The 20,399-nt window shown below is 72.1% G+C and carries 18 protein-coding genes and 5 riboswitches; of the genes, 16 read left to right on the top strand and 2 right to left on the bottom strand.

Going from position 1 to position 20,399, the window contains the following annotated elements:
• Nucleotides 1–3: 3 nt before the first annotated feature.
• Nucleotides 4–222, bottom strand: a riboswitch (cobalamin riboswitch).
• 222 nt (nt 223–444) lie between these two features.
• A riboswitch (cobalamin riboswitch) is annotated at nt 445–657 on the top strand.
• Nucleotides 658–771: 114 nt separating this feature from the next.
• Nucleotides 772–3,009 (top strand): 5-methyltetrahydropteroyltriglutamate--homocysteine S-methyltransferase, encoded by a 2,238-nt coding sequence (gene metE / locus B5D80_RS08910; RefSeq protein ID WP_088643327.1) that lies wholly within the window; start codon nt 772–774, stop codon nt 3,007–3,009.
• Between the two features lie 141 nt (nt 3,010–3,150).
• On the opposite strand, the gene B5D80_RS32845 is transcribed toward metE, so the two are convergent.
• Nucleotides 3,151–3,453 carry a hypothetical protein gene (locus B5D80_RS32845; protein WP_144081613.1) on the bottom strand — a complete coding sequence of 101 codons (303 nt, stop codon included), beginning with the start codon at nt 3,451–3,453 and terminating at the stop codon, nt 3,151–3,153.
• A gap of 216 nt (nt 3,454–3,669) precedes the next feature.
• A riboswitch (cobalamin riboswitch) is annotated at nt 3,670–3,873 on the bottom strand.
• Nucleotides 3,874–4,089: 216 nt separating this feature from the next.
• A riboswitch (cobalamin riboswitch) is annotated at nt 4,090–4,218 on the top strand.
• Between the two features lie 102 nt (nt 4,219–4,320).
• On the opposite strand from B5D80_RS32845, the gene B5D80_RS08905 reads away from it, so the two are divergent.
• The 9 genes from B5D80_RS08905 (at nt 4,321) to B5D80_RS08865 (ending at nt 13,930) form a co-directional block, all read left to right on the top strand.
• A complete protein-coding gene (locus B5D80_RS08905; RefSeq protein WP_088643326.1) occupies nt 4,321–5,364 on the top strand; it encodes a peptidase in 1,044 nt (347 codons plus the stop codon).
• Between the two features lie 32 nt (nt 5,365–5,396).
• Nucleotides 5,397–5,882 carry a hypothetical protein gene (locus B5D80_RS08900; protein WP_088643325.1) on the top strand — a complete coding sequence of 162 codons (486 nt, stop codon included), beginning with the start codon at nt 5,397–5,399 and terminating at the stop codon, nt 5,880–5,882.
• A gap of 357 nt (nt 5,883–6,239) precedes the next feature.
• Nucleotides 6,240–7,688, top strand: coding sequence for a cell wall anchor protein (locus tag B5D80_RS08895; RefSeq protein WP_088643324.1), 1,449 nt, complete (start codon nt 6,240–6,242; stop codon nt 7,686–7,688).
• Nucleotides 7,685–8,590 (top strand): hypothetical protein, encoded by a 906-nt coding sequence (locus B5D80_RS08890; RefSeq protein ID WP_088643323.1) that lies wholly within the window; start codon nt 7,685–7,687, stop codon nt 8,588–8,590. Before B5D80_RS08895 ends, B5D80_RS08890 begins: the two co-directional genes overlap by 4 nt.
• A complete protein-coding gene (locus B5D80_RS08885) occupies nt 8,583–9,824 on the top strand; it encodes a CbiQ family ECF transporter T component (protein ID WP_144081612.1) in 1,242 nt (413 codons plus the stop codon). Before B5D80_RS08890 ends, B5D80_RS08885 begins: the two co-directional genes overlap by 8 nt.
• Nucleotides 9,821–11,458, top strand: a complete 1,638-nt coding sequence (locus B5D80_RS08880) for an ABC transporter ATP-binding protein (RefSeq protein ID WP_088643322.1) — start codon at nt 9,821–9,823, stop codon at nt 11,456–11,458. The genes B5D80_RS08885 and B5D80_RS08880 overlap by 4 nt, the downstream gene beginning before the upstream one ends.
• On the top strand, nt 11,455–12,441 hold the full coding sequence (locus B5D80_RS08875) for an ECF transporter S component (RefSeq protein WP_245854362.1): 987 nt from the start codon (nt 11,455–11,457) through the stop codon (nt 12,439–12,441). Before B5D80_RS08880 ends, B5D80_RS08875 begins: the two co-directional genes overlap by 4 nt.
• A 12-nt stretch (nt 12,442–12,453) precedes the next feature.
• Nucleotides 12,454–12,671, top strand: a riboswitch (cobalamin riboswitch).
• A 116-nt stretch (nt 12,672–12,787) separates the two neighbouring features.
• The gene (locus tag B5D80_RS08870; RefSeq protein WP_088643321.1) at nt 12,788–13,300 is read left to right on the top strand and encodes an acyl-CoA thioesterase; all 513 of its coding nucleotides are present in this window, start codon (nt 12,788–12,790) and stop codon (nt 13,298–13,300) included.
• 3 nt (nt 13,301–13,303) lie between these two features.
• A complete protein-coding gene (locus tag B5D80_RS08865) occupies nt 13,304–13,930 on the top strand; it encodes a LysE family translocator (RefSeq protein WP_088643320.1) in 627 nt (208 codons plus the stop codon).
• A gap of 101 nt (nt 13,931–14,031) precedes the next feature.
• On the opposite strand, the gene B5D80_RS08860 is transcribed toward B5D80_RS08865, so the two are convergent.
• Nucleotides 14,032–14,271, bottom strand: coding sequence for a superoxide dismutase (locus B5D80_RS08860; RefSeq protein WP_088643319.1), 240 nt, complete (start codon nt 14,269–14,271; stop codon nt 14,032–14,034).
• A 327-nt stretch (nt 14,272–14,598) separates the two neighbouring features.
• On the opposite strand from B5D80_RS08860, the gene B5D80_RS08855 reads away from it, so the two are divergent.
• From B5D80_RS08855 to B5D80_RS08830, 6 genes are all read left to right on the top strand, one after another.
• On the top strand, nt 14,599–15,648 hold the full coding sequence (locus B5D80_RS08855; protein ID WP_088643318.1) for an FAD-dependent monooxygenase: 1,050 nt from the start codon (nt 14,599–14,601) through the stop codon (nt 15,646–15,648).
• A 48-nt stretch (nt 15,649–15,696) separates the two neighbouring features.
• Entirely contained in the window at nt 15,697–16,416 is a 720-nt protein-coding gene (locus B5D80_RS08850; RefSeq protein ID WP_088643317.1) for a YcnI family copper-binding membrane protein, read from the top strand.
• 158 nt (nt 16,417–16,574) lie between these two features.
• Nucleotides 16,575–16,787, top strand: a complete 213-nt coding sequence (locus tag B5D80_RS08845; RefSeq protein ID WP_088643418.1) for a hypothetical protein — start codon at nt 16,575–16,577, stop codon at nt 16,785–16,787.
• A 1-nt stretch (nt 16,788) separates the two neighbouring features.
• Nucleotides 16,789–17,697, top strand: a complete 909-nt coding sequence (locus B5D80_RS08840; RefSeq protein ID WP_088643316.1) for a hypothetical protein — start codon at nt 16,789–16,791, stop codon at nt 17,695–17,697.
• 165 nt (nt 17,698–17,862) lie between these two features.
• Nucleotides 17,863–18,078, top strand: coding sequence for a heavy-metal-associated domain-containing protein (locus tag B5D80_RS08835; protein ID WP_088643315.1), 216 nt, complete (start codon nt 17,863–17,865; stop codon nt 18,076–18,078).
• Nucleotides 18,075–20,339, top strand: a complete 2,265-nt coding sequence (locus tag B5D80_RS08830; protein ID WP_281253446.1) for a heavy metal translocating P-type ATPase — start codon at nt 18,075–18,077, stop codon at nt 20,337–20,339. Before B5D80_RS08835 ends, B5D80_RS08830 begins: the two co-directional genes overlap by 4 nt.
• The last annotated feature ends 60 nt before the right edge of the window (nt 20,340–20,399 follow it).

Raw genomic sequence — 20,399 nt, 5'->3', positions numbered from 1 at the left:
GTGGTCACGCACGCGGCGCGGGCAGGTCTTCGGACTCGTGGGCACGACCGGACAGGCCGATCTCCTACTGGCCGTCGCTTCCCGGACACCAGGGGCATCCAGTGCATGTGACGGCGGTCGTTCCCACTCACCGCTGCGGGGCAGTCCCGGTCTCCCACCGGGTTCCCTCTTACGACGCCCGGACCGTCACGGTCCGCGCGAACCAGCACCGACGCCTATTCTAGGGCACCGGCCGGGGAGAGCGATGGTAGCCAGATGCAGTGCACGCTCCGGTGGTGAAAGCGCTGGTGGCTCGGCGACCATCGCGCTGCTGCCCGGCTCGGGTCCGCGAAGCGGGGAGCCCCCGGCCGTGCAGACGGTCGAGCGGCTTGCCGCCCATGGCCGAGAGGCGCGAATCGTGTCCCGCGCCTCGGACGCCGGCCGCGGCGGGCGGCGGTGGGGCGTAGGATCGCGGGCGGTGCTGGTTCGCCTCTCCCGTACGCGGGTGGGGCGTCGTAAGAGGGAACCCGGTGTGAGACCGGGACTGCCCCGCAGCGGTGAGTGGGAACGACCGCCGTCAACGAAGCACTGGACCGCATGGTCTGGGAAGCGACGGCCAGTAGGCGACCCTGTGTCATGCCCACGAGTCCGAAGACCTGCCAGCGCTGCGCGTACCGCCGGTGCGCGCCGTCGGCGGCCTCTCGGGAGGGCCAGGGCGGAATGCCGGTTACGCCGTGGCGTATCCGTCTTCCTCTCGGGTGGTCGCCGGACACCGCGAGGGAAGGACCACCTGTGACCACCTCATTCGGGCAGAGCACCGTGCTCGGCTATCCCCGTATCGGCGCCCACCGCGAGTGGAAGAAGGCCGTCGAGGCGTACTGGGCCGGCACGCTGGACGCCACCGGCCTGGAGGACGTCGCGGCCGGGCTGCGGGCCGAGGTGTGGCGGACGCTGCGCGACGCCCGCCTCGACGCGATCCCGTCCAACACGTTCTCCTACTACGACCACATGCTCGACACCGCCGTCACGGTCGGTGCGGTCCCCCGCCGCTTCGCCCGCCTCGGCCTCGGGCAACTCGACACCTACTTCGCCATGGCCCGTGGCGTCGATGCCGCACCAGCGTTGGAACTCACCAAGTGGTTCGACACCAACTACCACTACCTGGTGCCGGAGATCGACCCCGACACCGTGTTCGCGGCCGACCCGGCGAAGGCGCTGAGCGAGTACGCGCAGGCACGTGACCTGGGCATCACCACCCGACCGGTGCTGGTCGGGCCGGCCACCTTCCTGCTGCTGGCCAAGGGCGAGGATCCGTTCGCCCGGCTCGACGACCTGGTCGACACGTACGCCCGGATCCTCACCGCCCTGGCCGACGCGGGTGTGGCCTGGGTCCAACTGGACGAACCCGCCTACGTCGCGGACCGCACCACGGCCGAGATCGACGGCCTGCGGCACGCCTACCAACGTCTCGGGGAGCTGCCCCACCGTCCCCGGATCTTCGTCGCCACCTACTTCGGTGACCTCGGCGACGCGCTGCCGGCGCTGCTGGACACCCCGGTCGAGGCGATCGGCCTGGACCTGGTCGCCGGTGCGGGCAACCTGCGCCGGCTCGCCGCCGCCGGTCCCCTGCGCGGCAAGACCGTCGTCGCCGGCCTGGTCGACGGACGCAACATCTGGCGCACGGATCTGCGGGCGGCCGTCGCCGCCGGTGCCACGGTCGCCGGACTGGCCGACCACGTGGCGGTGTCCACGTCCTGTTCGCTGCTGCACGTGCCGGTCGACCTGTCCGCCGAGACCTCCCTCGACCCGGAGTTGTCCGCGCGGCTCTCGTTCGCCCGGCAGAAGGTCGACGAGGTGGTCCTGCTCGGGCGTGCGCTGCGCGACGGCACCACCAGCCTGCCGGCCCCGTTGCCACCCGCCCCGCCGGCGTGGCGGCACGACGACGTGCGTGGCCGGTTGGCGGCGCTGCGCCCCAGCGACCGGCACCGTGGCGACTACGCCGAGCGGGCCGCCCGCCAGCAGGAACGGCTGGGGCTGCCGGACCTGCCGACCACCACGATCGGTTCGTTCCCGCAGACCGCCGAGCTGCGCCGGGCCCGTGCCGCGCACCGCGCCGGCACCCTCGACGACGCCGGCTACACGCAGCGGATGCGCGTCGAGGTGGAGCAGGTCATCCGGTTGCAGGAGCGGCTGGGCCTGGATGTGCTGGTGCACGGTGAGCCGGAACGCAACGACATGGTCCAGTACTTCGGCGAACAACTCGACGGTTTCGCCGCCACCACCCACGGTTGGGTGCAGTCCTACGGGTCCCGGTGTGTCCGTCCGCCGATCATCCACGGCGACGTGGCCCGGCGGGCACCGATGACCGTCGCGTGGTCCACCTATGCCCAGTCGCTGACCGACCGTCCGGTCAAGGGCATGCTCACCGGGCCGGTCACCATCCTGGCCTGGTCGTTCGTCCGGACCGACCAGCCGTTGGCCGACACCGCCGACCAGGTGGCGCTCGCGCTGCGCGACGAGTGCCGCGACCTGGAGGCCGCCGGTATCCGGATCATCCAGGTCGACGAGCCTGCCCTGCGGGAGACCCTGCCGCTGCGTCGGGCCGACCAGAAGGTGTACCTGGACTGGGCGGTCGGCGCGTTCCGGCTGGCCACCGGCGGCGTCGCCGACGACACCCAGATCCACACCCACCTGTGCTACAGCGAGTTCGGTGAGGTGATCACCGCCATCGACGCGCTCGACGCGGACGTCACCAGCATCGAGGCGTCGCGTTCGAAGATGGAGATCCTCGACGACCTTGCCGCGATCGGCTATCGCCGGGGGGTCGGCCCCGGGGTGTGGGACATCCACTCGCCCCGCGTCCCACCGCACCATGAGGTGGTCGACGCGCTCCGTCGGGCCGTCGCGGCCGTGCCCGCCCGACGGCTGTGGGTCAACCCGGACTGTGGTCTGAAGACCCGCACCTATGCCGAGGTCGAGGCGTCCCTCCGACACCTCGTCGCGGCTGCCGCCGAGGTCCGCGCGAGCTGACTGGGCCGGCCCGGGCGGACTCCCCTGGGGTCCGCCCGGAGCGGATGAGTCGTTCGCGCGAACCCCATCTCCGGCGGGATCGGGCGGCCCAGGATGATGCCGTCGCGTGCCGCGCGGCGTCCGGGTGGGTGTCGCAGTGGTTCATGGCGTCGGTGTGGGCGAGCCCGGCGGTCGCGGGATCCGCTGGGCATCTAGCAGGTCACGGATCCGGCTGTCGGCGTCGCGGTGGGTCGCACAGCACTGCGGCGTCGAGTCGACGATGCGCCGGATGTCGGCCAGCAGTGTGCTCAGGGTGTTCACCTGGTCGGTCAGGCTGCGGTTTCGCGCTTCGCGTGCGCCGAGTTGCCGTCGCGCGGAGGCGAGACGTTCGTAGTCCGCTGCCGGGAGGACGACGACATCTTCGTCATCGATTCTGATGTGACGTGGTGCGGCGGGCCTACTCACTGGCCGTTCCGTTCGGCGAGCATGCCGGCGGTGCCGGGGGTCACGGCATCGGACGTTGACCGACGGGGTCGTTGTGCTGGTGGCGCTTGCATCGGGGTCTCCTTGTGCCGAGTCGTCGAACTCGGCTGAGAGCGGTGCGGTCGCAGGCAGCACCGGATGTCGTGCTGTCGGCGATGGTCGACCCGCCCTCGAAGGTCGCCGAGCTCTCCGCGTGCGGGTGCACGTGGGCAGCGGGCAGGTCTTCGGACTCGTGGGCGTCGTGCTCAGGCCTACCGGCCGTCGCTTCCCAGGCCGTGTGGGCCCAGTGCTGATGACGGCGGTCGTTCCCACTCACCGCTGCGGGGCAGTCCCGGTCTCGCACCGGGTTCCCTCTTGCGCCGCCACGTGGTGGCGTGGCGGACCGACTGCGGTGTCACGATATCGCGTCGGGTCCCGATGCGGCGGTGCTTCGGGCCGCAGCGTTGCGCACCGGGGGCGACGGTGAGTCAATGTGCCGTTGCTGACCGCGTTCGTGTCAGGTGGCAAGGGTACGGCCGGCTTCGTCCGGAGAGGACGGCGATCATGCCGGTTCTCACCAACCGTGTTCGTACGATGGCGCATTGACATCCACTGTCGTGGAGATCAGACTGTCGCGACAACTCCATCAACGTGTGTGCGTGGGGGAAGTCCGGTCGAAGTCCGGCGCTGGCCCGCAACGGTAGGTCGTCGAGGTGGCAGACACCCCTGACGGCGAGCCCGAATACCCGCCGCACGCGTGATTTTCCGTTCCCCACCCGTCGTGGCCCACGGGTCGGAGGCCGGTCGATCCTGCCTGCCGGTGGCGATCGTCCGGGTTCTGACGACCGCCGGGCCGGAAAGGCGCTTCCGATGGTCGTCCGCCTGAGCCGGCACCGCCTGCTCGCCCTGTTCTGCGGCGTACTCGCCGCTCTCACCCTCGCCACACCTGCGACCGCCGCACCCGCGCACCCCGGCGTCGACCGGGCCGGGGCCGCCGCCGGCTGGCTCGCGCGGCAACTCGTCGACGGTGAACGATTCGAGGTGGTCTTCGACGGCGTCGCCTACCCCGACCAGGGGTTGACCCTCGACGCGGTGTTCGCCTTCGCCGCCGCCGGTGTCGCCGACGACTTCGGCGCGCAGGCACTGGACTGGGTCACCCGACCGGACATCCGCGACGGTTACGTCGGTGACGGCGGCACCGAGGCGTACGCCGGCGCGACCGCGAAGCTCGCCCTCGCCGTGCAGGTTCGCGGGGGCGACCCGACCGACGTCGGCGGTGTCGATCTGATCGCCCGGTTGCGGGGCCTGGAATCGCCCAGCGGCCGGTTTACCGACCGGTCCGCGTACGGCAACTACAGCAATGCGTTCAGCCAGTCCTTTGCGATCCTCGCCCTGGACCGCACGGCGCACGGTGTGCCCGCGACCGCCGCCATCTGGCTGGCCGGGACCCGCTGCCCGGACGGCGGATACCCGCTGCTGCCCGCTCAGCCGGTGTGTACCTCCGATGTGGACGCCACCGCACTGGCGGTGCAGGCGCTCCAGGCGGCGGGCCGCCCAGCCGACGCTGCCGCCGGGCTGCGCTGGCTGGTGTCGGTGCAGGGCGCCAACGGCAGCTTCGCCGACTCGTCGGGTGTCCCGAACGCCAACAGCACCGGGCTCGCCGCGCAGGCGCTGCGCGCCGGCCACCGGCCGTTGGCCTGGTTGCGGGCACGGGCGTACCTGGTCGGCCTGCAGGTGGGTTGCGGCGCAGCGCCGGCCGACCGGGGCGCGGTCGACTTCGACGGCGGCACCTTCGACCCGGCCACCGCCACCCGCGCCACCGGCCAGGCCGTCCTGGGCCTGACCGGCGACGGCTACGCCACGCTCTCCGCTGCGGCCGCCGGTTCCGGCGCACCGGTCCTCACCTGTCCATGACCTGTCGCGCCGACCTGAACCCGGGAGGACACGTGTTCCGTCTCCAATCCATCGTCCGCGTGCGGCTGGCCAGGCTGGTGGCCGCTGCCGTCGCCGCCGTCGCCCTGACCGCCGTGGAGCCCGCGCCGCAGGCGGCGCACGCCGCCGCCTGCACCGGCACCACAGGGGTCACCGTCGTGGTCGACTTCGCCGCGCTCGGCGGGGGCGTGCAGGTCGCGTGTGCCCTGGGCGACCCGGCCACCGGGGTGGCCGCCCTGCAGGGGGCCGGTTTCACGGTGACCGGCACCTCGCGCTGGGGTCTGGCGTTCGTCTGCCGGATCAACGGCAAGCCCACCTCGGCGACCGAGCCGTGTGTCAACACGCCGCCGGCGACCGCCTACTGGTCGTACTGGCATGCCCCGGCGGGTGGGTCGTGGTCCTACAGTTCGTCGGGCGCGAGCAGCTACAACCCGGCTCCGGGCAGTGTCGAGGGCTGGTCGTTCGGGGCGGGCGCAGCGCCGAGCATCGCTGTTCCCTGATCCTGACGGCATCCCTGGTGTGACCGGCGCGTCGGCTGTCGGCGGCCGCCCTGGCGTCCTGCGACGCCAGGGCGATACCGTGTCGGCATCCGGTGCGCCGGGTACACAACTGCATACGTCCCGTGTGGGGGGAAGCCGGTAGAAGCCGGCGCTGACCCGCAACCGTGAGCGAGGGGTCCTCTCGCGAGCCGGAATGCCCCGCCCGGGACGAGCGGCTTCCACTGTCGAGGTCTACAGGGTGAGGTCCGGGCTGCCGTCGACGGTCCGTTCACCCCGCACCGCAGCATGCGGAGCGGGGTGACGTGCCCGGGGGTGTGTTCCGGAGGTCTCACCGACCGCTCTGCGAAAGGCAATCCCATGCTTTTGTCCCGGCGTCTCGCCACCGGCCTCGGCGCGATCGTGGCGACGACCGTCGTCACGGCCGCGGTGCCCCTGGCCGGGGTGGCCGCACCCGCCCCGGCTGATGCCGCCGCCGCGCGTGACGCCACCTCGTGGTTGGCCGGTGAGTTCACCGACGGCACGCTGCCTGGGCCGTTCGGTGGTCAGGACTGGGGTCTGACCATCGACGGCATCATCGCGATGTCCGCCACCGGCGGGTCCGCGCCGACGCGTCAGGCGGCGACCGGGCAGGTCGCGGCGCACGTCCGGTCCTACAACAGCTACGACGACTGGGGCATCGAGGGTTTCACCGACGGCGGGGCGACCGCGAAGCTGCTCTACGTCGCGTCCGCCGCCGGCGCCGACCCCACCGACTTCGGCGGGTACGACCTGCGGGCGGTGACGCTGTCCCTGCTGGCCGGGGCGGACGCCGGTCACCAGCGGGGACGGATCACCAGTCGCACCACAGCGGACAGTGGACCGGACGCCAGCAACACCTTCGACCAGTCCTTCGCGGTGCTGGGTCTGGCCCGCAGCGGTGACCTGCCGCAGGACACCGTCGACTTCCTCGTCCGGCAGCAGTGCGCCGCCGGCGGCTTCCGGCTCTACCCGGACACCGCGGACGGCCCGTCGCCGTCCTGTGACGAGCAGCCGGGCGCGACCCTCGACGTCGATTCCACGGCGATGGCCGTGCAGGCGTTGCTGGCTGCCGCTGACTCCGGTGCCGCCGGCGCTTCCGACGCCGCCCGCCGGGGCGCGGACTGGTTGGTGGGTCAGCAGCATGCCGACGGTTCGTTCGGCGGTTCCGGCCCGACCACCGGCGCGAACTCCAACAGCACCGGGCTGGCCGGGCAGGCGCTTGCCGCTGCCGGCCGGGACAGCCAGGCTGCACGGGCCGCCCACGCTGTGACGCAGTTGCAGCTCACGGCGGCGAACGGTGGTGCTGCCGCCGGGGACGCGGGCGCGATCGCCTACCACGCCGAATCGTTCACCGGCGCTGTCTCGACGGGGATCGCGGACACCGACCGGGACCAGTGGCGCAGGGCCACCGCGCAGGCCCTGCTCGGGCTCGCCCAGGTGCCGCTGGGCCGCATCGGTCTCGACCTGCCGCCGACGTCGCCGACGCCCACGCCGACCGGTACCGCGACTCCCACACCGACCGTGTCCCCCACGCCGACGGTCGCACCGACACCGACGGTGACCGGCACGGCCGGGCCGAGCCCGAGCGCCACCGGCAGCCCGGCGACGCCCTCCCCCACCGTGTCACCGACCGGCACCGCCGCGCCGAGCACCACCCCGGCGGCTCCCGCGCTGCCCGGCCTCCCCACCACCGGTGCGGCGATCATCGGGTACGTGCTGGTCGCGTTGTTGCTGATCGGCGGCGGTGTGGTGCTGTTGGTGCTCGGACGTCGACGGCGGGCGCAATGAGCCGCCGGGCCGCTCATGCCGCGACGGTCGTCGTGCTCACTGCGGTGAGCAGCGTCTCCTGGCCGGGCAGCCCGGCGGCGGCTGCCGGGTCGGCCGGCTACTGCCCGGATGCCTCCGGGGTCACCGTCGTGGTCGACTTTAACGAGTTGGGCGGGGGCACGGTGGTGCGCTGCGCCTCCGGAACCCAGGCCACCGGTCTCGCGGCGCTCAAGAACGCCGGCTTCGAGATCACCGGCACGCTGCGCTGGGGTGAGGGTTTCATCTGCCGGATCGACGGCAAGCCGTCGGCTGCCTCGGAGAAGTGCGTGGACACCCCGCCGGCCAGCGCCTACTGGTCGTACTGGCATGCCGCGAACGGGGGTGGTTGGGCGTACAGCGACAAGGGTGTCCTCAACCGCAGGCCGCCGGCCGGCAGCTTCGAGGGTTGGTCCTTCTCGCTCAACCGCAACGCCAGCGACGCCCCCAGGCCGAAAGTCACGCCGAAACGGCCGGCTCCCGCACCTCCTGCTCCACCTACATCGCCGCCACCTGCGGTCGGTGGCGGGCCGGCAGCGCCACCGCCGGCCGCAGGTGGTGGCCCGGTCGTGCCACCGGCCGGCGGGCCCGGTCGGACCACGACCGTCCCTCCTGCCGACACCCCGGGCGTCACCCCGGTAGGCACGGCGTCAGTCAGTGTGGCGGCGGCATCCCCGACGGCGGTGCCGACGACGACGCCCGGTGGCGTCACCGGCTCGTCGGGCGGTACGGCAAGCGAGCCGGCGGTGACCGAGGTCGCCGCCTCCGGCAGCGGCCACGGCGGGCTGCCGCTGGGCACGATCGCCGGGGCGCTGCTGCTGGCCGCGCTCGCCGTCGGCGGCGTGGTCACCGCCCGCCGACGCCGCGCCGCCGACCCCGATGACTGAGCGTCGGGACGGGGTTGACGCGGCTGCGGCCGCCCCGGGGCGCGGACCGCGCCGCTGGTCGGCCGCCCGGCTGCCGCGGGGGTTGCATCCGGGCGCGTGGTGGTTGTGGGCACTCGGTCTGGCCACAGCAGCCAGCCACACCACCAATCCGTTGCTGTTGGCGTTGCTCGTCGCCGTCGCCGCGCTGACGGTGCTGCGGCGGCGCACCGATGCTCCATGGGCGCTGGCGTTCCGGATGTACCTCGTCCTCGGCGCGGTGATCATCACGATGCGGGTGGTGTTCCGGATCGTCTTCGGCGGCGGGCAGGGCGAGCACCTGCTGGTGTCGCTGCCGGAGATCCCGCTGCCCGAGTGGGCGGCAGGCATCCGGTTGTTCGGGCCGGTCGCCGTCGAGCAGGTCCTCGGCGGCTTCTACGACGGGCTGCGGCTGGCCACGATGCTGGTCTGCCTCGGCGCCGCCAACGCGTTGGCCAACCCGAAACGGCTCCTCAAGGCGGTGCCCGGGGCACTGTATGCGGTGGGCACCGCCGTGGTGGTGGCGCTGTCGGTCGCGCCGCAACTGGTGGAGAGCGTGCTGCGGGTACGTCGGGCGCGTCGGCTGCGCGGCGCGACCGGTCGGGGCATGCGGGCGCTGCGGGGGATCGCCCTGCCGGTGCTGGCCGATGCCCTGGACCGGTCGTTGGCGCTGGCGGCGGCGATGGACTCGCGCGGCTACGGCCGCACCGCGGCGGTGCCGGCCGGTCAGCGCGCCGCGACGGGGGCCCTGGTGCTCGGTGGGCTGGTCGGTGTCTGCGCCGGCACGTACGGACTGCTCGACTCCACCGGATCCGGATACCTGGGTCTGCCGATGCTCCTCACCGGCCTGGTCGTCGCCGTGGCCGGGATGCTGTTGGCCGGTCGCCGGGTGCGTCGTAGCCGCTACCGGCCGGACCGGTGGCGTTCCGCCGAGCTGCTGGTGGCCGGATGTGGCATTGCCGCCGCCGCGTTGACGATGCTCGCCGGCTCGGTCACCCCGGAGTTGCTCTATCCGCCGGTCAGTCCGCTGACCTGGCCCGAGGTGACGCCGCTGATGCTGCTCGCCGTCACCGCGGCGGCGGGGCCGGCGTGGCTGGCCCCGCCACCACCCGGGTCACCGTCGACCCGACCACCGACGGTGGGCACACCGGTCGGCGCTGTCGCGGCACCTACCCGTACCGGTGACCCGGCCACGTCCGTACCCGGAGGTCACCCATGATCACCTTCGACCGGGTGACCGTCCGCTACAGCGACGACGGTCCACCGCCGCTGCGTGAGGTGAGCCTGCGGGTCGAGGAGGGCGAACTGTGCCTGGTCGCCGGTCGCACCGGGGCCGGCAAGTCGACGCTGCTGCGGGCGATCAACGGGCTGGTGCCGCACTTCACCGGCGGCACCCTGTACGGCAGCGTCACCGTCGACGGTCGGGACACCCGCCGGCACCCGCCCCGCGATCTCGCCGACGTCGTCGGCGTGGTCGGTCAGGACCCGCTGTCCGGCTTCGTCACCGACACCGTCGAGGAAGAGTTGGCGTACGGCATGGAGCAGTTGGCCCTGCCTGCGGCGGTGATGCGTAAGCGGGTGGAGGAGACCCTTGATCTGCTCGGCATCGCCGAGCTGCGGCACCGGCCGCTGCGGACACTGTCGGGTGGGCAGCAGCAGCGGGTCGCGATCGGCGCGGTCCTCACCACCCACCCGCGGGTGCTGGTGCTCGACGAACCCACCTCCGCCCTGGACCCCACGGCCGCCGAGGACGTCCTCGCCGCCGTCACCCGGCTGGTGCACGACCTGGGTGTGACCGTGGTGCTTGCCGAACACCGCCTGGAACGGGTCGTGCAGTACGCCGACCGGCTGCTCTACCTGCCCGGCGACGGCCGGGTGGTCGACGGCGAGCCGGCGACGGTGCTGGCCGGCGTCGACCTCGCGCCGCCGCTGGTCGAGCTGGGCCGGCTGGCCGGGTGGACGCCGCTGCCGCTGTCGGTCCGCGACGCCCGCCGACGGGCCGGTGCCCTGCGCCAGCGGCTCGCCGACACGACTCCTCCCGACCCGCCGCCGGCTCCGGGCACGACCCCGGTGCTGGCCGCCCGCAAGATCGTCGTGCGGTATCCGGGCACCGTGGCCGTGGCCGGCGTCGACCTCGACCTGCATCGTGGCAGGGTCGTCGCGTTGATGGGCCGCAACGGGTCCGGCAAGTCGAGCCTGCTCTGGGCGGTGCAGGGCAGCGGTCCCCGCCACCGGGGCACCGTCACCGTCGATGCCGGCGATGGGCGGGACCCCGTCGACCCGAAGCAGCTGCCAGCCGGTCAGGCCCGCCGGCACGTCGGACTCGTCCCGCAGACCCCGGGAGACCTGCTCTATTTGGAGACGGTGGACGCCGAGTGCCGTCAGGCCGACCGGGAGACCGCCGCGGCGGCCGGCACCTGCCGCAGCCTGCTCGACCGGCTCGCCCCCGGTCTGCCCGGCGACCGGCACCCCCGTGACCTGTCCGAGGGGCAACGGTTGGCGCTCGTGCTCGCCGTGCAGCTCACCGCCGCCCCACCGGTGGTCCTGCTCGACGAACCGACCCGAGGGCTGGACTATCTCGCCAAGCGGCAGTTCGTCGCCCTGGTCCGCGGGCTGGCCGCCGCCGGCCGGGCGGTGATGGTCGCGACGCACGACGTCGAGCTCGTCGCGACCCTCGCCGACCGGGTGGTCGTGATGGCCGACGGGGACATCGTGGCCGACGGCACCACCGCCGAGGTCATGCTCGCCTCACCGGCGTTCGCCCCGCAGGTGGCCAAGGTCCTCGCCCCGGCGCCCTGGCTGACGGTCGAGCAGGTCACCGCCGCGCTGGGCCCGACCCGGGAGCCGGCATGAGCGTGCTGCGGGTCGCGCCGCGCACCGCCGTGGTGCTGGCCCTCGCCTCCGCCGCCGCGTTGGCCACCTTCACCTGGCCGTTCTTCATTCCGGCGCATCCCGAGAGCACAGCTCGCACCGGTGAGGCCCCGCTGGTCTTCCTCGTCATGCTGCCGGTGCTGGTGGCGCTCGTCCTGGCCGAACTCAGCTCCGGTGGCATCGACAGCAAGGCCCTGGCGATGCTCGGTGTGCTCGCCGCCGTCAACGCCGCGCTACGTCCCCTGGGCGCCGGCACCGCGGGCATCGAAACCGTGTTCTTCCTGCTCGTCCTCGCTGGTCGGGTCTTCGGGCCGGGTTTCGGGTTCCTCCTCGGCTCGACGTCGCTGTTCGCCTCCGCGCTGCTCACCGCCGGGGTGGGCCCGTGGTTGCCGTTCCAGATGTTGTGTGCCTCCTGGGTGGGTCTCGGTGCCGGTCTGCTCCCAACGCGGTTGCGCGGCCGGGCCGAGGTGGCTGTCCTGGCCGGCTACGGTGCGTTCGCCGCCTACGGCTACGGCCTGCTGATGAACCTGTGGTTCTGGCCGTTCAGCCTTGGCGCGGACACTCAACTCTCCTACGTCGCCGGTGCGCCGGTGCTGGACAATCTGCACCGCTTCGCGGTGTTCACGGCTGTCACCTCGACATTCGGTTGGGACACCGGGCGGGCGATCACCACCGCGGTGGCGGTCCTGCTGGCCGGCCCGGCGGTGCTGGCCGCCCTGCGGCGCGCCGCCCGGCGGGCCGCGTTCGACGCCCCGGTCACCTTCGCCGCGCCCGCGCCGCAGCCGGCACCGTCAACGGCCACGCCGCCACCCGAAACGCCGGTGGCGGCACCGCAGGACGTGCCGGGTCCCGCCGTAGGCGTGGCCCCGCCTGCCCGCCGATGGCTGCATGAGGCACCCGTCACCGCCGGGGAGGACGGTCAGGGAGGTGGGTCACATCAGGCCCCGCAGCGGCCGGCGGACTGACCGGTCGCGGATAGGCTGCTTCGTGGCGCTGGTTCGCCCGGACGTTCGTCACGCCTGGGCGTCGTAAGAGGGAACCCGGTGGGAATCCGGGACTGCCCCGCAGCGGTGAGTGGGAACGACCGCCGTCACCAGCACTGGGCCGCACGGCCTGGGAAGCGACGGCTAGTAGGAGATCCGGCATCCGGATCACGCCCACGAGTCCGAAGACCTGCCCGCGCTGCGCATCCACGAGGTGGGTGCGCTGCCGTCGACCTCGCGGGCGGGTCGGGCGGGTGATGCGCTGCGGCGTGTCCTCGACGTGCGTGCCGGCTGGTCGGTCGGTGTGCTTCCCGAGGACGGATGAACCATGCACGAGAGCACCACACTCACCGGCCGGCCCCCGTCGGCGTCACGACTGACCCTGTCGCAGATCATGGACCAGCACCACACCAACCTGATGGGCACCGTCCACGGCGGTCGGATCCTCAACCTCATCGACTCCGTCGCCGGCGTGGTCGCCGCCCGACACTCCGATGGCCCGGCGGTCACCGCCGCCATCGACGAGACCGCCTTCCTGCGGGCCGTACGCGTCGGCGACGTCGTGCACGTCGACGCCCGGATCACCTGGGCCGGCCGCAGCTCGATGGAGGTCGCCGTCAAGGTCAGCGCGGACCGTTGGGACCGGGCGGTCCCGCCGGTCGACGTGGCCACCGCCCACCTGGTGATGGTCGCCGTCGACGACGACGGTCAACCGCGCGCCGTACCGCCGCTGCTGCCGGAGACCGACGGTGACCGGCGTCGGTACCGCGAGGCGCAAATCCGGCGGGAGCACCGGCTCGCTCTTCGGCGAGCGTTGCTCGACGGCGCCGAGGAGAGCTGAGCGGTGCTCGGACTGTCCGCGGCCACCCTGGCCGGCTACCTTGCCGCCATCGCCGTCCTCATGATCACTCCCGGGCCGGACATGATGTTCGTCCTGGCCAACGCCACCCGCTACGGCACCCGGGCCGGCGTGATCGCCGCGCTCGGGGTCGCGGCCGGAGAGGCGGTACACGTGGCGGCGGTGGTCGGTGGCCTCGCCGCCGTGGTCACCGCGTCGCCGGTGTTGTTCGCCACGATCCGCTGGGCCGGGGCGGCCTATCTAATCTTCCTCGGGATTCGGGCCCTCCGCGACGGCAGGGCGACGGCCGCCACCGCGGCGGAGCGGAACAGCCGCGGTGGCGGGGCATTCCTCCGCGGGTTGGTGACCAATCTCCTCAACCCCAAGATGATCCTGTTCAGCGTGGCTTTCCTGCCGCAGTTCGTCAGCCCGGCGACCGGTGACGTCACGGCGCAGTTGGTGCTCCTCGGTGCGATCTTCGTCGCGGTGCAGCTCACCGTCGATGTCACTCTCGGCGCCGGGGCGGGCAGGTTCGCCGGCAGGGTGACCGACGGTCGGTGGTCGCGGCGGATCAGCCGGATCTGCGCGGTGGCCTTCATCGCCCTGGGTGTCCGCCTGGCCACCAGCGGATGACGGCGCTGTCCCACGGCTGGCCCCGGATCGGCGGCCCGCCGTGGTCCGGACGGCGCTGCGCGGGGTCCCCATGCCCGTCGGGCGACACGGGGACCCCGCTGTCAGGCCGCAGCCGGCCGTGGTTGACCGGCGGTGTGCGCCACGAGTAAGGACAGCTCCCGTACCAGTTCGTCCATGGACTGCCCGGTGTCGGCCCGGACCAGGCCGAGCGCGAGGTCGGCGAGCAGGTAGAAACCGAGGTTTATGGCCTGCTCGCCGGAGAAGGCGGCGAGGAGTTCCTCCGCGCCGGCGTGGTCGCCGCGGTGGGTGGCGGCGATGACCCCGGCAGCGCGTTGGACCATCCCCGTCGCGGCGGGGTGGGTGCGCTCACCAGGCTCAGAGCGTCAGACCCGGGGCTCGGGCGGCGTCGAAGCGGGAGGCACTGCGCGCCCTCGCCGCTGCCGACGTCACTGTCCTCACCGTGCGCGAACCCAGCCTGAAGATCTTCCTCGACTACTACGGGCACACCGATCAGTGAGCGACATCCACTCAGGTTGTTGGTGTTCGCGCAGGAGGCTGGCGATCGCGCGGATGGTGGTGTCGAGCGGTCGTGGTAGCGGCCACCAGCACAGACCGAATCCTGTTCGTCGGCCGGGGATGCCTGGGCACTGCTCCCGGGGCCTGCTCGGATGAAGGCGACGTGCGAGTTCGGCGGCGGATCAGCTTGTGTTCGACCACCGGACGGCGCGACAGGCCAGCCTCATCCGTACCATCCTGGTGTCCCACGTCGAGGTCGTTCACGAGCTGCTCCGTCCCTGGCCGGCGTCGACCCTGCCGCAGTAGGGCCGTCAGCCGCGGCACCCCGACCCGAGTGGCTGTTCAACCTCGTCGCCGACGGTGAGAAGGTTGACCTCGACCGACTCGACGACGGCGACTACATCGCGCTGATCCGTGCCGCCGCCGGTCTGCCCGATCTCGACGTCGGCCTGGTCGGCCGGCAGCTGTGGCGTGCCTCGGCCCAGGTAGCCGGCCGGTTCAGGCATGGCCCGGTGTTCCTGGTCGGTGACTGCGCCCACGTCACCACCCCCTACGGGGGCTTCGGAATGAACTGCGGTGTTGCTAACGTCGACAACCTGGCCTGGAAACTCGCCGCTGCGCATCACGGTTGGGCTGCTCCCGCTCTGCTCGACACCTACGATCCCGAACGCCGACCGGTCGCGCTCGCCAGCGCCGCTGAGAGCCACCTGCGGTTGACCGACACCATCGGCGCGCGCCAGACCGGAGCGCCGCCGCGGGGCCGGCCCAGCGAGGGACTCGTCCTCGGCTACCACTACACCTCCACCGCCGTCATCGCCGACGGCACGGACCCGCCTGCCGGGGATCCGGTGGCCGACTACGTCCCCACCGGCCGGCCGGGCCATCGCCTGCCCCACGTCTGGCTCGACCCGGCACAGAACTGCTCCACCCTGGATCTGGTCGCGAACGACGGTTTCACCCTGCTCGCCGCCCCTGCCGCAGCCTGGGCCTCGGCTGCAGCCGCGCAGCGAAAGACCAGGTTTCCGCTGACCGTCCACCACCTCGACCGGGTGATGCCGCCAGCTGAGCGGACGGTCTTCCTCGACCAGTGCGGCCTGCACGACACCGGTGGCCTTCTCGTCCGACCGGACGGTCACATCGCCTGGCGTACCCCCCACACGCCGACCGACGGGCTCCCCACCATGATGAACATCGTGCGATAGCCGCCGTTGGAGGCCGGCGAGGGCACGCCCAGCAGGAGGAGATGAACGATGCGACGGCATGTACCGGGCCGGATTACCCTGGCGCTGCTCGTGGGAGCGGCGATCGCGCTCACGCCGGTTGGTCCGGCGCATGCGCACGTCTCGGTGAGCCCAGCCCAGGCCACGCCCGGTGGGTTCACCACTCTGACGTTCCGGGTGCCCAACGAGCGCGCCGAAGCGGCGACGACGAGCGTGCGCATCGTGATGCCCGAGGCCACGCCCATCACCTCGGCTGCGGTTCACAAGCTGGCCGGGTGGCGGGCTACCGTCGAGGACGGCCCACTCACCGCGCCGGTCAAGGTCGGCTCGGCAACGGTGACCGAGGCGATCACCTCGGTGACCTGGACGGCGGCAACCGCCGAGGACGCCATTGACGGCAACCAGTTCCAGGAGTTCAGTGTCTCCGTGGGCCCGTTGCCCACCACCGGCGACCGCATCGTGTTCAAGGCGCTCCAGACGTACGCCGACGGCGTCATCTCCCGATGGATCGAGGAACCCCAGGCGGGCGGGCCCGAGCCGGAGAACCCCGCCATTGTCCTGCGCCTGACCGAGGCGGCGGCCAGCGGTGTCGATGAACACGGGATGCCGATCACTGCGGCCCCACCGACGGCCGTCGGCGACCGCCCGGCCGGAGTCGCGTTGGCCGTCGCCGTGGCCGGTGTCGTCCTCGGTGCGGCGGCGTTGCTTTTGGGTCTGCTCAACCGGACCCTCGGTAAGCCACGTCGGTAGCCCGACCACCTACACATTCGGAGGTAGTCGGATGCCGCCGGCATCGGGTTCCCACCGTGTGATGAATAGTCGCCCGCTGACAAACATAAAGCGGTCACGGCAGGAATGCACAGACCCGTTCTAACGTGAACAGCGACGTCCGACGAATGGAGGCCCATATGGCAGCCGACGGCCTGGTTCATGTGCTCACCTTGTGCGGCAACTGCAACTGTGGATGCCCGGAGCTGTACATCGACCCCGCGGCACCCGCCGAGCAGCGGGTCGTCATCACCGATGATTTCGGTAACGCGATCCGACTCAGCGGCGGCCAGCTCAGCGACATCGTCGGACTCGCCCGCTCGGGCGCGCTGGACGACGTGGCCTCCGCCTAGATTGACCTCCGACATCCCCGGCACCCGATGCTGGGTGATGAGCCACCGCCCCTCGGACGCCGCCGACAGCCGGTCGCCAGGTCCCCGCCGGACTGTACTCGATCCGATCTCCGGCAGGCCCTGGCTCACCGGGTGGTGGCCGCAGCTGGCTTTTCATCAGATCGACGTTCCGGGCTTCCGGATGGTCCTGCTCGGTCCCTGTCCCCTGTCGCCACGGCTGCTCACTGAGCAGGCCAATCAGGCCGTGCGGCGTCATGCGTTCGGCGCGCTGGCCCGACTCCCCGGCAGCTACCTCACCTTCGTCCGCGCGCCGTACGGCACGTACGTTGCCGGCGATGTGGCGGGAGTCTGCCGGCTCTGGCTCGATGACGGGACCGCCGGCACCAGACCCGGGCCCACCGCGGTACTCCTGCCCGAGGCTACCGGGGCACTGCTGTACGACGACGGGGCAGTTCGCCACGAGCGGTACTGGACGCCACCCGTTGCCGAGGCGCCGGCAACCATCACGGGTCCGCTCGTCGCGCACCGGCTACGGATGGCAGTGCGCTGCCGACTCGACCTGCTCGGGTCCGGCCTGCAGCACTCGGGCCGCGTCGCCCGCCGGCTCGCCGGGGGCGAAGCGGTCGGCGTGAGCACGTCGATGCTGCTCTCTCCCACCGGGCTGGACGAAATCCTCGGACCCGCGCCGACGCCGCACCGTACGGTCTGGCGGAACGGCACGGCAGATCGTCTCCGGCTCGCCCGTGCCCAGTCATCTCCCTCCTCCGGGTCGGATGACTTGTGCGTGCACCGCCCCCTTCTCGACGCGCATGTGCTGGAGGCCGCCCTCGCCACCCGAGAACGCGACGTCCGGCGCGGCACATTGCGTCGCGAGACGATGCTGGTTCTCGATCAGATGTCGAGCGAATGACCGCGTTCTGCTGAACCGCGCCGCCCTTTCCCGCGTACCATGGTGCGGAGCCGGGACACGCCACCGCAGGACCATCCGCGGTGCGTCACCCAGGGTCGACACCAGGGCAGGGTGCCGCCCGTTCTCCGCCGCACATCGTGCGGATCCGGCTGATCGAAAGAGGTCATCGTGCAATCCACGTACCAGGTTCGGGGTATGACCTGCGGGCACTGCGCCCAGTCCGTCACCTCCGAGCTCACCGCACTGTCGGGCGTTCAGACCGTCGAGGTCGATGTCGAGGCGGGTCGTGTCACCATTCGTAGCGCTGAGGCATTGCCGCTGGCCGAGGTCCAGCGGGCAGTGGACGAGGCCGGCTTCGAACTGGCCGGCAGCCCCGCGTGACCACCACCGTCGACCAACTGCACACGTCACTGACAATCGGGGGCATGACCTGCGCAGCCTGCGCCAACCGCATCGAGCGCAAACTCAACCGGATTGACGGCGTGCGGGCCACGGTCAACTTCGCCACGGCCACCGCCACCGTGGAGCACGATTCGGCTGTTGCGGTGCCCGACCTGGTGGCGACCGTCACCGCGATGGGCTACACCGCTCAGCCGCCCGCGCCGACGACCATTGCCCAGGAAGACGACCAAACCACGAACGACGCGGGCAGACGGCTGCTGCTCGCGGCGGCGTTCGCCGCCCCGGTGATGGTGATCTCGATGACCCCAGCAGCCCAGTTCCCGTACTGGCAGTGGGCGACCGCCGCACTGACCGCGCCGGTCGTCGCGTGGGCGGGCTGGCCGTTCCATCGGGCGGCAATGATCAATGTCCGCCACGGCGCCGCCACGATGGACACGCTGGTTTCTCTCGGCGCGTTGGTCTCCTTCCTGTGGAGTCTGTGGGCGTTGCTCGCCACACCCGCCGGTCAGCCGGGACTACAGATGAGCCTGTCCTGGTTTTCCGGACACGACCACCCGCTGTACTTCGAGGTCGGTGCGGCCCTGGTGACGTTCCTGCTGGCCGGGCGGTGGCTGGAGGCACGGGCCCGGTACCGCGCTGGTTCTGCTGTCCGTTCACTCGCCCGGTTGGGTGCCAAGGACGTCGCTGTCCTCGACACGGACGGCACCGAGCGGCGGACGCAGGTCACCGACCTGAGGGTCGGTGACCTGTTCGTGGTCCGCCCCGGCGAGAAGATCGCCACCGACGGGGTGGTCGAGGCCGGCGTGAGCGCGGTTGACGTCGCCCTGCTCACCGGGGAGAGCGTCCCCGTCGAGGTGGGCCCCGGGTCGACAGTGACCGGCGCCACGGTGAACACCGGCGGTCGGCTTGTCGTGCGGGCGAGCCGGGTCGGGGCCGACACACGGCTCGCGCAGATCACCCGCCTGGTCGCCGAGGCGCAGGCCGGCAAGGCCCGGATTCAGCGTCTCGCCGACGAAGTAGCAGGCATCTTCGTCCCGTTCGTACTGGTGATCGCCCTGGCCACCTTCGCCGGCTGGCTCGTCCTCGCCCCCACTGCGACGGCGGTCGGGGTGGCGGTGGCGGTGCTGATCGTCGCGTGCCCGTGCGCTCTCGGCCTGGCCACACCGACCGCACTGCTCGTCGGCACCGGACGCGGCGCGCAACTCGGCGTGTTGATCCGTGGGGTGGCGGCGCTGGAGTCGGCCCGTCGCATCGACACCATCGTGCTCGACAAGACCGGCACCCTGACCAGCGGTCGGATGCGGGTCACCGGCGTGCATCCCCTTCCCGAGGTCAGCCGCAGCGAACTGCTGCGCTTGGCCGCCGCAGTCGAGGCGTGCTCCGAGCATCCGGTCGCCCATGCCATCGTGATCGCCGCCGGGGCCGAGGATGGGCTGAGCCTGCCGCCGGCTGACGCCTTCCATGCCGAGCCGGGGCTCGGGGCCCGGGGCACCGTCGACCAGGTCCGGGTCACGATCGGTAACGCCCGGCTCCTCGCCCTGGACGGCATCGACGTCGACCAGGTGACCGGATCGGCGGACACGGTGGTCTACGTCGCATGGGACGGGCAGCTTCGGGGTTGGATCACCATCGCCGACACGCTGCGAGAGTCCACCGTGCCGATGTTGCGACGGCTGCGCGCACTTGGCCTGCGGCCGGTCCTGCTGACCGGTGACAGCCTCGCCGCGGCGGAGGGCGTCGCCGCTCAGGTGGGGTTGACTGAGGTCATAGCCGATGTCACACCCGAGGCGAAGGCTGCCACCGTACGGCGGCTGCGCGACGAGGGCGCGACGGTAGCCATGATCGGCGACGGAGTCAACGACGCGGCCGCTCTCGCCGAAGCCGACCTCGGCGTGGCGATCGCGACCGGCAGCGACGTCGCCATCGAGGCCAGCGACGTCACGATCGTCCGCGCGAGGGCCGGCACCGTGGACCTCACCGCCGTGGTCGACGCGCTGTCCCTGGCCCGGGCCACCCTGCGCACCATCAAGGTCAACCTGTTCTGGGCGTTCGCCTACAACAGCCTGATGATCCCGCTGGCCGCTGTGGGTCTGGTCACCCCGATGCTCGCCGCCGCCGCGATGGCCTGCTCCAGCCTGCTCGTCGTGCTCAACAGCCTTCGCCTGTTCCGCTGGCGACCAGCGGCCGACGAGGCAGTGGGGCAGCGCGCCGACAACAACCGCCGCACGTTGATCCACTGACTGATCGTGACCGCACCGGTAGACGCAGCGGTGCCGTAGGCTCCCCCGGCACCTGCGACG

Origin of the sequence: Micromonospora wenchangensis, from assembly GCF_002210435.1 — a bacterium.
GTDB lineage: Bacteria > Actinomycetota > Actinomycetes > Mycobacteriales > Micromonosporaceae > Micromonospora > Micromonospora wenchangensis.
Note: the sequence above shows the minus strand (reverse complement) of the source record. Positions and strands in the feature narration are given on the sequence as shown.

Excerpts from the sequence above, each read along its gene's own strand:
- B5D80_RS08885 (WP_144081612.1), top strand. The coding sequence starts at position 8,583 with ATGACTGAGCGTCGGGACGGGGTTGACGCGGCTGCGGCCGCCCCGGGG.
- B5D80_RS08905 (WP_088643326.1), top strand. The coding sequence starts at position 4,321 with ATGGTCGTCCGCCTGAGCCGGCACCGCCTGCTCGCCCTGTTCTGCGGC.
- B5D80_RS08845 (WP_088643418.1), top strand. The coding sequence starts at position 16,575 with ATGGCAGCCGACGGCCTGGTTCATGTGCTCACCTTGTGCGGCAACTGC.
- B5D80_RS08870 (WP_088643321.1), top strand. The coding sequence starts at position 12,788 with ATGCACGAGAGCACCACACTCACCGGCCGGCCCCCGTCGGCGTCACGA.
- B5D80_RS08890 (WP_088643323.1), top strand. The coding sequence starts at position 7,685 with ATGAGCCGCCGGGCCGCTCATGCCGCGACGGTCGTCGTGCTCACTGCG.
- B5D80_RS08895 (WP_088643324.1), top strand. The coding sequence starts at position 6,240 with ATGCTTTTGTCCCGGCGTCTCGCCACCGGCCTCGGCGCGATCGTGGCG.
- B5D80_RS08855 (WP_088643318.1), top strand. The coding sequence starts at position 14,599 with ATGAAGGCGACGTGCGAGTTCGGCGGCGGATCAGCTTGTGTTCGACCA.
- B5D80_RS08880 (WP_088643322.1), top strand. The coding sequence starts at position 9,821 with ATGATCACCTTCGACCGGGTGACCGTCCGCTACAGCGACGACGGTCCA.
- B5D80_RS08860 (WP_088643319.1), bottom strand. The coding sequence starts at position 14,271 with ATGGTCCAACGCGCTGCCGGGGTCATCGCCGCCACCCACCGCGGCGAC.
- B5D80_RS08875 (WP_245854362.1), top strand. The coding sequence starts at position 11,455 with ATGAGCGTGCTGCGGGTCGCGCCGCGCACCGCCGTGGTGCTGGCCCTC.
- B5D80_RS08850 (WP_088643317.1), top strand. The coding sequence starts at position 15,697 with ATGCGACGGCATGTACCGGGCCGGATTACCCTGGCGCTGCTCGTGGGA.